Origin of the sequence: Nocardioides malaquae, from assembly GCF_015070385.1 — a bacterium.
Lineage (GTDB): Bacteria > Actinomycetota > Actinomycetes > Propionibacteriales > Nocardioidaceae > Nocardioides > Nocardioides malaquae.
In genome coordinates, this window is record NZ_JADCSA010000002.1 from 108,103 (window position 1) to 120,224 (window position 12,122).

Below are 12,122 nucleotides of genomic sequence, written 5' to 3' on the forward strand. Positions count from 1 at the left end.
TCCCGGGGGCGGGGTTTCTCGGTGGTCGGGCCACCCCAGTGGCAGAGTTCAGGGGTGTCCCGTCTCTGCCTCTCCCGTCTGCCGGGCGGACGCGTGCTCGTCACGGGCGAGGGCAGCGGCACCGAGATGGACCTGGCCGAGCTGCCGGCGTACGTCTCCGCACGCGAGGTGGGCCAGCCCCGGTGGGTCTGGGACGACACGAGCCGCTGGTACCCGCCGCTGCTGGCTGCGGGCGTACGCGTGGAGCGCTGTCACGACCTGCGCCTCGCGCGCCGCATCCTGCGCCACGCGCCGGCAGTGGCGCCCGGGTGGGAGCAGGGAGAGCAGTCGGAGGCCTGGGACCAGCTCCGGCCCTCCACCTCGGCCGGGGATGACGACGACGGGGGCCTCTTCGCCGCCGACGACCTGACCGAGCACCTGCGCGCCGACCTCGAGGACGCCCGCCAGCAGGCCGCGGCTGCCGCCTCGTCGGAGTCGGGTCGCCTGCGGTTGCTGGTGGCGGCGGAGTCGTCCGGAGCCCTGGCGGCGGTCGAGATGACCCACGCCGGGGTGCCCTGGCGCAGCGACGTGCACGAGGCGATGCTGACCGACCTGCTCGGCCCGCGACCGCCCCGCGGCGCCCGCCCCGCCAAGCTGGAGGCGGCAGCCGAGCAGGTGCGTCGCACCCTCGGCGCCCCGCGGCTCCACCCCGACTCGCAGGCCGAGGTGCTGGCCGCGCTGCGCCAGGTCGGAGTCGAGCTGCCCAGCCTGCGGGCCCACGCGCTGCAGGCGGTGGACCACCCGGCGGCGGAGGCGTTGCTGCGCTACAAGCAGCTGGTCCGTCTCTTCACCACCAACGGCTGGGCGTGGAGCGACGACTGGGTCCGCGCCGGCCGGTTCCGTCCGCACTACCAGCCGGCCGGTTCGGCGACCGGGCGCTGGTCGTCCAACGGCGGAGGAGCGCTCTCCTTCCCGGCGGTGGTCCGACCCGCCGCCGTCGCCGACGACGGCTGGGTGTTGGTCGTCGCCGACGTCGCCCAGCTCGAGCCTCGGGTGCTGGCGGGCATGAGCCGCGACCGGGCGTTGGCCCACGCGGCGCGCGGCGCGGACCTCTACCGCGGCATGGTCGTCGACGGCGCGGTCCCTACCCGCGAGGAGGCGAAGTTCGCGCTGCTCGGTGCGATGTACGGCGCCACCCGCGGGCAGGGCGGCCAGCTCGTGGCCGGCCTGACCCGGCGCTACCCCGCGGCCTTCGGGCTGGTCGAGGAGGCGGCGCGCACCGGCGAGCGCGGGGGCACGGTGCGTACGCTCCTGGGCCGCGGCTCCCCGCCCGTCGACGCCCACCAGGAGGCGGACGAGGCGGGCGACGCGAGCGGCAACCGGGAGGCGGAGGCGGCGCGTTGGCGGGCGTACGGCCGCTTCACCCGCAACTTCGTCGTGCAGGGCACAGGAGCGGAGTGGGCCCTGTGCTGGGTGGCCGACCTGCGCAACCGGCTGTGGCGGCTCGCCCCGAGCGGACCCGTGGAGGACCGCCCGCACCTGGTGCTCTTCCTGCACGACGAGGTGGTGATCCACGCGCCCGCCGCGCAGGCCGACGCCGTGGTCGAGGCGGCCCACGGCGCCGCGGCGACCGCGACCCGGCTCCTCTTCGGCGACTTCGACGTCGACTTCCCGTTGAGCACGTCGGTGGTCCGGTCCTACGCCGAGGCGGGCAAGTCGGCACCCGTGCCTACGCTTTCGGAGTGACTTCCCCCCACGTCCTCGCGGTCAGCCGCGACACCACCCACCGCTTCAGCAAGGTGCCCGAGCCGTCGATCCACCTGATCGCCGGGATCGGCGTGCTCGGCGACGCCCACGCGGGCACGCTGGTGCAGCACCGCTACGCGGCGCGCAAGGACCCCAACCAGCCCAACCTCCGGCAGGTGCACCTCATCGGGGCTGAGCTCTTCGACGAGGCCCGCGAGCGCGGCTTCGAGGTCGGCCCCGGCGACCTGGGGGAGAACGTCACCACCGCGGGCATCGACCTGATCTCGCTGCCGACCGGCACGCTGCTCGACCTGGGTGGCCCGGTGGTGCGCCTGACGGGACTGCGCAACCCCTGCGTGCTGATCAACCGGTTCTCACCCGGCCTGCTCAAGGTGGTGCTGGCGAGGGCCGACGGCACGCCGTTGGGGCGGGCGGTGCCCGACGAGCCGCGCGATGACCGGCCCGCACCGCAGGTCATCCGCAAGGCGGGCGTCATGTCGGTCGTGGAGCGCGGTGGCGAGGTCGTGCCCGGCGCCGCGATCACCGTCACTCTGCCCGACGGACCGCACGTGGCGATGGAGCCCGTCTGAGTGGTTGCAGCCCGCGGACCTTGGCGTCAGGCGCCCAGCGCGGCGGCGACCACGGGGCGTACGCCCACGGGCACGTTGGAGCGAGGCGGGAAGGCCGCCAGTGGCTGGAGTCCGTGCTCCTGCACGACGGCGGAGACGTTGGCCATGAGTGCCTCCACCTGCGCCTCGCTCCGACCGGTCTCGGCGGCGACCTGGGCGACGGCGGCGCGACCGCCCACCGGCTGCCCGGCGCCGGCGGCCCGGAGCAGCGCGAGATAGGTACGGACCGCGACGGCCACCTCGTCCTCGTGCCAGCCGCGTCGCGCGGTGCGGGCGGCGTCGGGCAGGGCCCAGGTGTCGGTGTCGACGACCAGCTCGCCCCGCTCCGCCATCGCCTCCGCGGTGGCGTGGAGGTCGACCTGCCAGGTGTAGAGGAGGTCCCCGCCCGCGAGGATCTCCGTCTCGTGGGCTTGCCACACGGCCTTCAGCACCTCGAGCGGGGGACGCGGCCCGCGGCCGGCGAGCGCGTCGGTGATCCATCGGGTCGGAAGGGGCACGACCCCAGCCTGCCGCACGGGGCGGCAGGTGCGCACCACGGGTGCCGGCCTGTGCCAGCATGTCGTGCCATGACGTCGCTCCAGCCCACCCGGGTCGGTCCCACGCCCTTCTTCCACGGGGTCGTGTGGGTCGGGCTCCCGCTGCTGGGTGCCCTGGCCGGGGGACTGCTGGCCTGGGGCCTTGACTGGGCGCTGGGGATGCCCTGGGTGCCCCTGCAGGGCCCGCTGGAGCTGGTGGACGAGGTCACCGGCGACTGGACGCTGTGGGTCCTGCTCGGTCTGGGGGTCGTCGTGGGGCTGGCGCTCGCGGCCTCCGCGGAGCACGACGCCGCCCGGATCGCGGTGGACGCGACCGAGGTGAGGGTCACGCAGGACGGCGAGGAGCGCGTCGTGCCGGCAGGGGACGTGGCCGTCGCCTTCCTCGACGAGGGCCTGCTCGTCCTGCAGGACGCGGCGGGGCGGCGCCGGGCGCTCGTCCGCATGGAGGACCTCCCCGAGGACCGGGTGCGCGCGGCGCTGGTCGAGCACGGCTACGCGTGGGCGGAGGAGGACCCGCGCGCCGGGGAGTTCTCTCGCTGGGTGCCCGACGCGCCGGCATTGCCCACGGGCGCCAACGCGGTGCTGGTCGCGCGGCAGAAGGCGCTGGAGGACAACCAGGGCAAGGACGCCGAGGAGCTTCGCCTCGAGCTCGAGAAGCTGGGCGTGGTCGTCCGCGACCGCGGCGACCGTCAGTACTGGCGGGCGATCACACCGGGACGGTGACCGGACGCCCACCTCGGCGCCGGACGGTGTCGTCCAACGCCGGCCGCAGCTCGGGCCACGCGAACTCGAACCCCGCGTCGGTGAGTCGCTCGGGTAGCACCCACCGGCTCTTCAGCAGCAGCTCCGACTCCTTGCGCAGCGCCCACATCCCGACCTCAAGCATCCAGCGCGGCGCCGGAAGCCCGACCGGCATGCCGACGAGGTCACGCAGCTCGGCCATCAGGGTGCGGTTGTCGGTGGGGTGCGGCGAGGAGAGGTTGACCGGGCCCTCCAGCTCCGGGTGCTCCTGCAGGAACTGCACCGCTCGCAGCACGTCGTCGACGTGGATCCACGAGAACTTCTGCCGCCCCGCGGTGCGCTGCGTCGGCACCGGGCCGCCGGTGGGGCGCTCCCCGATGCCCCGGTAGCGCCGGTGCTGCGGCCACCAGCCGTCGAGCTGTGGGCCGCCGAGCCCGAGCCGGGCAGCCAGGGCGAGCTGGTCGGAGGCCGGCCCGCCGAGCACGATCGCCATGCGCAGCGCCACCCGCCGGGTGCCGGGCAGGTCGCCGGCGAAGAGCTCGCGCTCCCAGCTGGTCGCCACGTCGGCGGAGAAGCCGGTGGCGAGCTCGCCGTCGGACTCGGTCTGCGGCCGGTCCATCGCGTCGCGGTAGATCGTCGCGGTACTGGCGTTGAGCCACAGCGGCGGCGGCGCGTACGCCCTCGCGACGGCCTCACGCAGCTGGCGGGTGGTCTCCACCCGCGAGCGGAGGATCTCGTCGCGGTTGCGGTCGGTGTAGCGGCACCCGACGCTCTTGCCGGCCATGTTGACGATCAGCTCGGCGCCGTCGACCAGTCGCGTCAGCGCGTCCGGGTCGTCCCAGCGGCCGTCGGGCCCGGTGCGACCGACGCGGGCGACGTCGTAGCCACGTTCGGTGAGGTCGGCGGTGAGGCGGTGTCCGATGAAGCCGTTCCAGCCGGCGACGACGGCAGGGGGTCGTGAGGTCATGGAGCGAACCTAGCAGCACTTTGAGCATATGCTCAAACCGTCGCGGGAACCGGAAGGACGCGCGCCGCGTCACACCGTCATGAGGACTCTTCACTCCGCCCTGCGGACCGGCTGCGTCATGGCCCTGCTGATCGCCACCGCCGCCTGCGGTGACCGCACCGCAGATGCGCCTGAGCCGGCGCCCGAGGTCACCTCAGGGGACTCGGCGGTCCGTCTCGTCGAGGAGGAGGACGCTGACCTCGTGCTCTGGGTCAGCAACCAGTCGTTCGACGACGAGACGGTCACCCTCGTGGTCGAGGTCGACGGCGTCACCGTCGTCGACGGTGACTTCGCGGTGGAGGGCCAGCACAACTGGATCAAGTTCCCGCTGGCGATGCCGGCCGGTGAGCACGAGATCACGGCGGAGTCGGACACCGGAGCCACCCTCACGGAGACCTTCCGGGTGCCCGGCGACGCACCCCGTTACGCCGTCATCGACCACTGGGGAGAGAGCGGGAGCGCCGAGCTGACGTGGCTCTTCCGGCGGCAGGAGATCGCCTTCGCCTGAGCCACGCCCCGCAGCGATCCCTCAGCGCCGCACGCGGTGACGCAGGTTGACCACGCCGCTGCCGAAGGTCCGGGTCGACACCAGCTCCAGGTCGACCTGCCCGGTGCCGAGGGGGAAGTAGCTGCGGCCCCCGCCCACCAGGACCGGGTGGACCGTCACCCGGTACTCGTCGAGCAGGCCCAGGTGGGCCGCCTGCCCCGCCAGGTCGGTGCCACCGACGGCGATGACGCCACGCTCCGGTGCCTCGCGCAGCCGGGCGATCTCCTCGGCCAGGGAGCCCGTCGCCAGCCGGGCGTTGCCGCTGACCTCGCGCAGCGTGGAGGAGAAGACCACCTTCGGCAGGGCGCTCCACCGCGCCGCCCACTCGCGCTCGGCCTCGCTCCAGCCGGGGTCGTCCTCCTCGCGCTCCCAGTAGAGCATCGTCTCGTAGAGCCGGCGGCCCATCAGGTGGACGCCCGTCTCGCGCAGGTCGTCGAGGTGCGCGTCGAAGACGTCGTCGTCGGGCACGCCCCAGGCGAAGTTGCCGTCCGGGTCCTCCATGTAGCCGTCGAGCGAGGTGCTCATCGAGTAGGTGACCTTGCGCATGGCTGTGCTCCTTAGCTGGGCGGTCAACTGGGGGCGAACGGCCCTCCGTCGCTGAAGGCCGTCGCCGCGAACCGGCGGGCCATCTCCTCGTGCGTCTCGGCGACCGGGTGCAGGGCGTCCGGCAGGGGACGTACGTCGAAGTCGTCGCGGCCGTAGAGGTGCAGGCCGTCGAGGTGGTGCAGGTGGGGATCGGAGTGCTGGCGCTGCTCGACGATCGCCGCGAGGTCGCGGCGGATGACCTGCAGCGTCAGCTTGCCAGCCGGTACCTCGTCGGGGTCGCCCATGGCCCGGAAGACGAGCCGACCCTCGGCCAGCGCCTCGGCGTCGGGGGCGCCGGGCCCGGGCGTCTCCTCGTGGATCGGGCAGAGGATGGGGGAGACCACCAGGAGCGGCGCATCCGGGTGGCCCTCGCGGATCGTGTCGAGGAAGCCGTGGACGGCGGGGACGAACGCCCGCAGCCGCATCAGGTCGAGGTTGACCAGGTTGATCCCGACCTTGACGCTGACCAGGTCGGCGGGGGTGTCGCGCATCGTCCGGGCGGTGAACGGGTCCAGCAGCGCGCTGCCGCCGAACCCCAGGTTGACCAGCTCCACGTCGCCGTGCGCGGCGGCCAGCGCGGGCCAGGTGCGCGACGGGCTGGCGGCGATCGAGCCGTGGCTGATCGAGCTGCCGTGGTGGAGCCAGGTCCGCCGCGGGCTGGGTGGTGCCGGCGCGACGGGAGCGTCGGTGCGCAGCTCGACCAGCTCGGTCATCTGGTCGTGGGGAAGCCAGATCTCGATGTCCTTCTCGCCCGGCGGAAGACCGGTGAAGACGACCGTGCCGGCCGGACCGAAGGTGGTCTCGGAGGAGCCCGTCATCATGTCGATGGTCATCGTCCGGCCGCCGCCGACCGACCCCTGACCGACCAGCCGTCCGGCGACGACGAGGTCGTAGAGCCCACCCGGGCGGGCCGGTACGCCCGTGTAGACCCGGGTGGTGGCGACCGCGGTCAGCTCGACGTGCGTGGCGGCGGTGCGCAGCGCGAGGCGTACGCCCGAGGGCTGCGACTCGACCATGTGCAGCTGAGGGTCCTGCGTCTGGGCGCGGGCCCACTCCGGCAGCCGATGAGGCAACAGGCCGTCCGGCGTCCGCTCGGTCTCGAGGCAGCCGCGCAACAGGGCCGGGGTGACCGGCGTGGTGAGCAGGTCGGCGGTCATCGGCTGCTCGGGACCGGGGTCGCGTGGGTGCCCATGGGAGTCAACGTAGCGCTACGTTGGTGCGAACGCCCCGGAGCGGTGGACCGCTCCGAGCGGTGGAGGAGGACCCATGACCTACGACCCAGCGCTGGCTGCACGGGTCCGTGCTGCGGTGATCGACGCCTCCGGATGGGACGGCTACCGCGAGATCGCGATGTTCGGTGGGCTCTGCTGGACGGTCAACACCCACATGGCGGTGGGGGTGGGTGAGGGAGACCTGATGGTCCACGTGGGTGCCGACGGCGTCGAGTCCGCGCTCGCCCGTGGTGCCCGACGGGCGACGATGGGGGAGCGGACCATGGGCGGCGTCGTCCTCGTCTCCGCTGCCGACCTGCCCGATGCCGCGGCGATGGAGGCCTGGGTGCGCCCCGCCGTCGAACGGGCGCTGGCCCGTCCGCCGAAGCCCCGACGCCCCGCGGAGCCCTGACGGCTCATTGGACTCCGTGCTCAGTGCCGCGCGCTCTGTGCGGCAGCCTGGTGTCACCACGTGACACCTGACTGCCGCACAATCGGCGCATGGCTGGAGTGACGTCGCGGCGTACGACCGTGGGTGCGGCCGCCGCTGCGCTGGCGTTGGCGCTGGCGGGATGCGGGCAACCGGGGAGCGTGGCGCCTGCCCCGGAGCCCGCCCCCACTCCGTCCGTCGCGCCACCGATCCTGTCGCAGACGCCGATCCCGTCGCAGACACCCACGCCCGCCCAGACGCCCACGCCCGCCTCGACGCCTCCGCCCACACTCAGGCCGCGGGTCGACACCTCTGCTGCCGCCCTCCTGGAGACCTTGGCGGTCAAGGGTCGTGCTCCCATGACCGGCTACGCGCGGGAGCGTTTCGGTCCGGCTTGGCTGGACGCCGACCGCAACGGCTGCGACACCCGCAACGACGTGCTCCGCCGCCACCTGAGCGACCAGGTGATCGACCCGGCCACCCGCGGCTGCGTGGTGCTCGCCGGCCGCCTCGTCGACCCCTACACCGCGACGACGATCGACTTCGTGCGCGGCGACGGCTTCCTCGTCGACGTCGACCACGTCGTCGCAATGGGCAACGCCTGGGCCACCGGTGCCGCCCGGTGGGGCGTGCGGAAGCGGGCGGCCTTCGCCAACGACCCGCTCAACCTGCTGCCTGTCGACGCGTCGGCCAACCGGCAGAAGGGCGACGGGGACGCCGCGACCTGGCTGCCGCCGCACCGGGCCTTCCGCTGCGCGTACGTCGCCCGGCAGGTCAGCGTGAAGGCGAAGTACGGCCTCTGGGTCACTCCCGCGGAGCGGAGCGCGATGGAACACGTGCTGGATGCGTGCCCGCGGCGCCGCCCCGTGCCGGACTCCGGTGCGCCGGTCCGGGTCGACCACGACATCACCGACCCGGGCCCTCCGGCCTCCTAGAGTGGCCGCGTGACCGACGCCGAGCAGCCCCACGCCACCGACGCGGCCGCGCGGGGGTCGCGGCGCCGCGAGCGCACGCGTGCCCGGGTGCTCGACGCCGCCGAGTCGCTGGTGTCGGAGCGGGCACCCGAGCAGATCCGGGTCGAGGACGTCGCGGCGCGGGCGGGCATCTCCGCGGCCTCGGTCTACGTGCACTTCGGCACGAAGGACGCGCTGCTGGCGGCGGTGACCGAACGCGTGCTGAGCGTGGCCACCGATGCGCTGCGGGCGGCGTACGCGGCCGACACCTCGCCGTTGGAGCGGTTCGCCGGCGTCGGGACCGCCTACCTGCGGTTGATCCTCGACCACCCCGCGGTGGTGAAGTACCTCGGAGTCACGGGGGAGAGGGGGCCGGCCACGCCGCTCGACGACCAGGTCGTGGAGCGCTTCAGCCAGCTGCGTCGGGAGTTCGAGGCCAGCATCCGTGAGGCCGTCGACGCCGGTGCGGTCCGGCCGGTGGACCCCGAGCAGATGTCCTGGTTCCTGTTCGGAGCCTGGAACGGGGTCGCCGCCCTCGCGCTGCGCCGCGACGCACTCGCCCTGCCGTCCGAGCGTGTCGAGCAGGTCGTCATCGAGGCGGGGTTGGTGCTGCTGGAGGGTCTGATCGTCGACTCCTGAGGGGGTGCAGAGTTGGCTCAGGGGGCGGTCGGTGCTGGCGTGAGTGGCTCCGGCAGAGTTAACTGGAGTCAGACTCCAGATCAACTCCGTGAAAGTGGCGCCATGACCCAGACCGTGACGACCGAACCTCCTGCCTCCGACGCCGGTCAGGAGGTCTGGGACGCCGTCGTGGTCGGCGCCGGGCCGGGTGGACTCACCACCGGTGCCTACCTCGCGGCCAACGGCCAGAAGGTGCTCGTGCTGGAGGCCAACCAGGTGGTCGGTGGCAGCACCCAGGTCTTCCGCCGGGCGGGCAACAAGTTCGAGTTCGACGTCGGCACCCACTACGTCGGCGAGTGCGGCCCCGGTGGACGGATGCAGACTGCCCTCTCGGGCCTCGCGCTGACCGAGCGCATCAAGTGGGTGCGCCAGAACCCCGAGGGTCACTGCCGGATCATGGTCCCCGGCACGACCTTCGAGACGCCGACCGGCTGGGACACCTACCTCGAGCGCCTCATCGCCGCCTTCCCCGACGAGGAGGCGGGACTGCGCCGCTGCGTGCGCATCCTGCGGATCATCTCGGCCGGCGAGGAGCCGCGCCTCAAGCCGTGGATGCTGCTGCGCTGGGGCATCCGCCCGATCACGAAGCTGATGGACGCCTGCGGGCTGAGCGCCGACGCGCAGGCGGTCATCCTCGCCGAGAACGGCGACTACACGTGGCCGCCCTACCGCACCCCGGCCGTCATGCACGGCGGTCTGCTCCACCACTACCTCCAGGCCGGCGCCTACTACCCGCGCGGCGGAGGGCAGGTGATCGGCGCGCACCTGACCGACGTGATCCAGTCCTACGGCGGGACCGTGCGCACCAAGGCCCGCGTCGACCGCATCCTGATCGAGGACGGCCGTGCGGTCGGCGTACGCCTGCGGGGCGGCGAGGAGGTCCGGGCGGACGTCATCGTCGCTGCCGGTGACTACAAGAAGACGTGGACCGAGCTGGTCGGCGACGAGCACCTGACCCGGAGGCTGCGGCGCCGGCTCAAGGACCTCGAGATGACCCAGCCGATGTTCGCCGTCTACGTGGCGCTCGACGTCGACCTGCGCGAGCGCGACACCCCGCCGTTGGCCTGGGTGTGGCCGAACAACGACGTCGACGGCTACTACCGCGAGGTCGAGGCCGGTCGCTGCCCCGAGCAGATGCCGGTGGGCATCAGCTGCCCGACGGCGAAGGATCCCCTCGGCACACACTCGGCGCCCCCCGGCTACTCCACGCTCGAGCTGGTCAGCTGGGCGCCCAAGGAGCACGCCTTCTGGAACGTCGGCAGCGACCCGATGGAGGGCGCCGAGTACGGGCGCGACGAGAAGTACCGGGCGTTGAAGGACGAGCTGACCGAGCGCGTGCTCGACACGGCCTCGTTGATGATCCCCGACCTGCGCGAGCGGATGGTGTTCTGCGAGGCCTCGACGCCGATGACCCAGGAGCGCTTCACCCTGACCTCCGACGGCTCCTGCTACGGCATCGCTCCGCTGCTCAAGAACCTCGGCCCGTTCCGCCCGAAGGTCACGACCCACATCCCCGGTCTGTACCTCGGTGGCGCGAGCACCGAGCACATGTTCGGCATCAACGCCACGATCTGGGGCGGCATGAAGACCGCCGGCACCATCCTGGGCCGTGACCTCGAGCAGGAGGTCAAGGACGGCGCGGTCTTCGTCGAGGAGTCGAAGCTGACCGAGATCACCGACGACTGGGACCCGCTGCTCGCCTCGAAGCCGGGGTCGACGATCCGCCGCGCCGCGCGTCGGCGGCCGCAGGCCACCGCCTGACCCACCCGCCACGCGCACGGGAGCGGATCCGACCGCTCCCGTGTACGTGCCACCACCCGTGGGTAGGGGCTCGGGAGCGGGCTCGTCGCGAGCCTGCTCCCCGATCCTGAAGGTGGTAGATCATGAAGGCAGTGACGTGGCAGGGCGTGCATGACATGCAGGTCACCGACGTCCCGGACCCGCGCATCGAGGAACCCACGGACGTGATCATCAAGGTCACCTCCACCGGGCTCTGTGGCTCGGACCTGCACCTCTACGAGACGCTCGGGGCGTTCATGGAGCCCGGCGACATCGTCGGCCATGAGCCGATGGGCATCGTGGAGGAGATCGGCTCCGAGGTCACCCAGCTCGCGGTGGGCGACCGCGTGGTCGTGCCGTTCAACGTCTCTTGCGGCTCGTGCTGGATGTGCGACCGGCACCTCTACAGCCAGTGCGAGACCACACAGAACCGTGAGCACGGCACCGGGGCCAGCTTCTTCGGCTACTCCAAGCTCTACGGACAGGTGCCCGGCGGGCAGGCGGAGTACCTCCGCGTGCCCTTCGGCAACTTCCTGCCCGTCAAGGTGCCGCAGGAGCACCCCGACGACCGCTTCCTCTTCCTCTCCGACGTGCTGCCGACGGCCTGGCAGGGCCTGAAGTACGCCGACGTGCCCGACGGCGGGACCCTCCTGGTGCTCGGCGCCGGACCGATCGGTGACATGGCCGCGCGCATGGGCGTACGCGCCGGGCACCGCGTGATCAGCGTCGACCGCGTGCCCGAGCGGCTCGCCCGGGTCCAGGCGTTCGGTGCGGAGGTGCTCAACCTCGATGACCTCAAGGGCGGCGGTGCCGTGGCCGAGGTCGTGCGCGAGATGACCGACGGCCGAGGCGCCGACTCCGTCATCGACGCGGTCGGGATGGAGGCGCACGGGTCGCCCGTCGCGCAGGGCGTGCAGAAGTTCGTGGGGCTGCTGCCCGACGCCATCGCCGAGCCGATGATGAAGAAGGCCGGCATCGACCGCCTCGCCGCGCTCCACACGGCGCTCGATGCCGTACGCCGCGGCGGCACCGTCTCGCTCTCGGGCGTCTACGGCGGCGCGGTGGACCCGATGCCGATGTTCCAGATGTTCGACAAGCAGGTGCAGCTGCGGATGGGGCAGGCCAACGTGCGTGCCCACACCGACGAGCTCCTCGAGATGCTGCTGGAGGACGACCCGTTCGGTGTCGACGCCTTCGCCACCCACCACCTCCCGCTGGCTGAGGCCCCGGACGCCTACAAGCACTTCCAGAAGAAGGAGGAGGGCATGGTCAAGGTGGTCTTCAAGCCCTGAGTCGTGGCCT

13 protein-coding genes are annotated in these 12,122 nt (G+C 72.8%); 9 read left to right on the forward strand and 4 right to left on the reverse strand.

Annotated elements, in window-relative coordinates; translation table 11 throughout:
• The first annotated feature begins 54 nt into the window (after positions 1 to 54).
• Positions 55 to 1,725 carry a bifunctional 3'-5' exonuclease/DNA polymerase gene (locus IEQ44_RS02410; protein WP_319804447.1) on the forward strand — a complete coding sequence of 557 codons (1,671 nt, stop codon included), beginning with the start codon at positions 55 to 57 and terminating at the stop codon, positions 1,723 to 1,725.
• The gene (locus IEQ44_RS02415) at positions 1,722 to 2,315 is read left to right on the forward strand and encodes an MOSC domain-containing protein (RefSeq protein ID WP_193636839.1); all 594 of its coding nucleotides are present in this window, start codon (positions 1,722 to 1,724) and stop codon (positions 2,313 to 2,315) included. The genes IEQ44_RS02410 and IEQ44_RS02415 overlap by 4 nt, the downstream gene beginning before the upstream one ends.
• Positions 2,316 to 2,341: 26 nt before the next feature.
• Here IEQ44_RS02415 and IEQ44_RS02420 read toward each other — a convergent pair whose 3' ends face one another.
• Entirely contained in the window at positions 2,342 to 2,851 is a 510-nt protein-coding gene (locus IEQ44_RS02420; protein ID WP_193636840.1) for a hypothetical protein, read from the reverse strand.
• Positions 2,852 to 2,920: 69 nt separating this feature from the next.
• Between IEQ44_RS02420 and IEQ44_RS02425 the strand changes: the two genes are divergently transcribed.
• Positions 2,921 to 3,613: a YqeB family protein gene (locus tag IEQ44_RS02425; RefSeq protein ID WP_193636841.1), complete on the forward strand. Its 693-nt coding sequence runs from the start codon at positions 2,921 to 2,923 to the stop codon at positions 3,611 to 3,613.
• Here the strand turns inward: IEQ44_RS02425 and IEQ44_RS02430 are convergent.
• Positions 3,597 to 4,598, reverse strand: a complete 1,002-nt coding sequence (locus IEQ44_RS02430; protein ID WP_193636842.1) for an epimerase — start codon at positions 4,596 to 4,598, stop codon at positions 3,597 to 3,599. The two genes, IEQ44_RS02425 and IEQ44_RS02430, sit on opposite strands and share 17 nt — an antisense overlap.
• Positions 4,599 to 4,677: 79 nt before the next feature.
• Here IEQ44_RS02430 and IEQ44_RS02435 point away from each other — a divergent pair, with 79 nt between their 5' ends.
• On the forward strand, positions 4,678 to 5,145 hold the full coding sequence (locus tag IEQ44_RS02435; RefSeq protein ID WP_193636843.1) for an Ig-like domain-containing protein: 468 nt from the start codon (positions 4,678 to 4,680) through the stop codon (positions 5,143 to 5,145).
• A 21-nt stretch (positions 5,146 to 5,166) separates the two neighbouring features.
• Here IEQ44_RS02435 and IEQ44_RS02440 read toward each other — a convergent pair whose 3' ends face one another.
• Together IEQ44_RS02440 and IEQ44_RS02445 are read right to left on the reverse strand one after the other, a co-directional pair.
• Positions 5,167 to 5,730 (reverse strand): dihydrofolate reductase family protein, encoded by a 564-nt coding sequence (locus tag IEQ44_RS02440; protein WP_193636844.1) that lies wholly within the window; start codon positions 5,728 to 5,730, stop codon positions 5,167 to 5,169.
• Between the two features lie 23 nt (positions 5,731 to 5,753).
• Entirely contained in the window at positions 5,754 to 6,926 is a 1,173-nt protein-coding gene (locus tag IEQ44_RS02445; protein ID WP_193636845.1) for an SGNH/GDSL hydrolase family protein, read from the reverse strand.
• 109 nt (positions 6,927 to 7,035) lie between these two features.
• Between IEQ44_RS02445 and IEQ44_RS02450 the strand changes: the two genes are divergently transcribed.
• The 5 genes from IEQ44_RS02450 (at position 7,036) to IEQ44_RS02470 (ending at position 12,112) form a co-directional block, all read left to right on the forward strand.
• Complete coding sequence (locus IEQ44_RS02450) at positions 7,036 to 7,392, forward strand: TfoX/Sxy family protein (protein WP_193636846.1); 357 nt, start codon at positions 7,036 to 7,038, stop codon at positions 7,390 to 7,392.
• 89 nt (positions 7,393 to 7,481) lie between these two features.
• Positions 7,482 to 8,345: an HNH endonuclease family protein gene (locus IEQ44_RS02455; protein ID WP_193636847.1), complete on the forward strand. Its 864-nt coding sequence runs from the start codon at positions 7,482 to 7,484 to the stop codon at positions 8,343 to 8,345.
• Positions 8,346 to 8,354: 9 nt separating this feature from the next.
• Positions 8,355 to 9,002, forward strand: a complete 648-nt coding sequence (locus tag IEQ44_RS02460; protein ID WP_193636848.1) for a TetR/AcrR family transcriptional regulator — start codon at positions 8,355 to 8,357, stop codon at positions 9,000 to 9,002.
• Positions 9,003 to 9,104: 102 nt separating this feature from the next.
• The gene (locus IEQ44_RS02465; RefSeq protein ID WP_193636849.1) at positions 9,105 to 10,802 is read left to right on the forward strand and encodes a phytoene desaturase family protein; all 1,698 of its coding nucleotides are present in this window, start codon (positions 9,105 to 9,107) and stop codon (positions 10,800 to 10,802) included.
• 122 nt (positions 10,803 to 10,924) lie between these two features.
• Positions 10,925 to 12,112: a zinc-dependent alcohol dehydrogenase gene (locus IEQ44_RS02470; RefSeq protein ID WP_193636850.1), complete on the forward strand. Its 1,188-nt coding sequence runs from the start codon at positions 10,925 to 10,927 to the stop codon at positions 12,110 to 12,112.
• Positions 12,113 to 12,122 lie beyond the last annotated feature (10 nt).

Coding starts and splice junctions, on each gene's coding strand:
- IEQ44_RS02435 (WP_193636843.1), top strand. CDS start 4,678: ATGAGGACTCTTCACTCCGCCCTGCGGACCGGCTGCGTCATGGCCCTG.
- IEQ44_RS02425 (WP_193636841.1), top strand. CDS start 2,921: ATGACGTCGCTCCAGCCCACCCGGGTCGGTCCCACGCCCTTCTTCCAC.
- IEQ44_RS02445 (WP_193636845.1), bottom strand. CDS start 6,926: ATGACCGCCGACCTGCTCACCACGCCGGTCACCCCGGCCCTGTTGCGC.
- IEQ44_RS02465 (WP_193636849.1), top strand. CDS start 9,105: ATGACCCAGACCGTGACGACCGAACCTCCTGCCTCCGACGCCGGTCAG.
- IEQ44_RS02470 (WP_193636850.1), top strand. CDS start 10,925: ATGAAGGCAGTGACGTGGCAGGGCGTGCATGACATGCAGGTCACCGAC.
- IEQ44_RS02450 (WP_193636846.1), top strand. CDS start 7,036: ATGACCTACGACCCAGCGCTGGCTGCACGGGTCCGTGCTGCGGTGATC.
- IEQ44_RS02430 (WP_193636842.1), bottom strand. CDS start 4,598: ATGACCTCACGACCCCCTGCCGTCGTCGCCGGCTGGAACGGCTTCATC.
- IEQ44_RS02455 (WP_193636847.1), top strand. CDS start 7,482: ATGGCTGGAGTGACGTCGCGGCGTACGACCGTGGGTGCGGCCGCCGCT.
- IEQ44_RS02440 (WP_193636844.1), bottom strand. CDS start 5,730: ATGCGCAAGGTCACCTACTCGATGAGCACCTCGCTCGACGGCTACATG.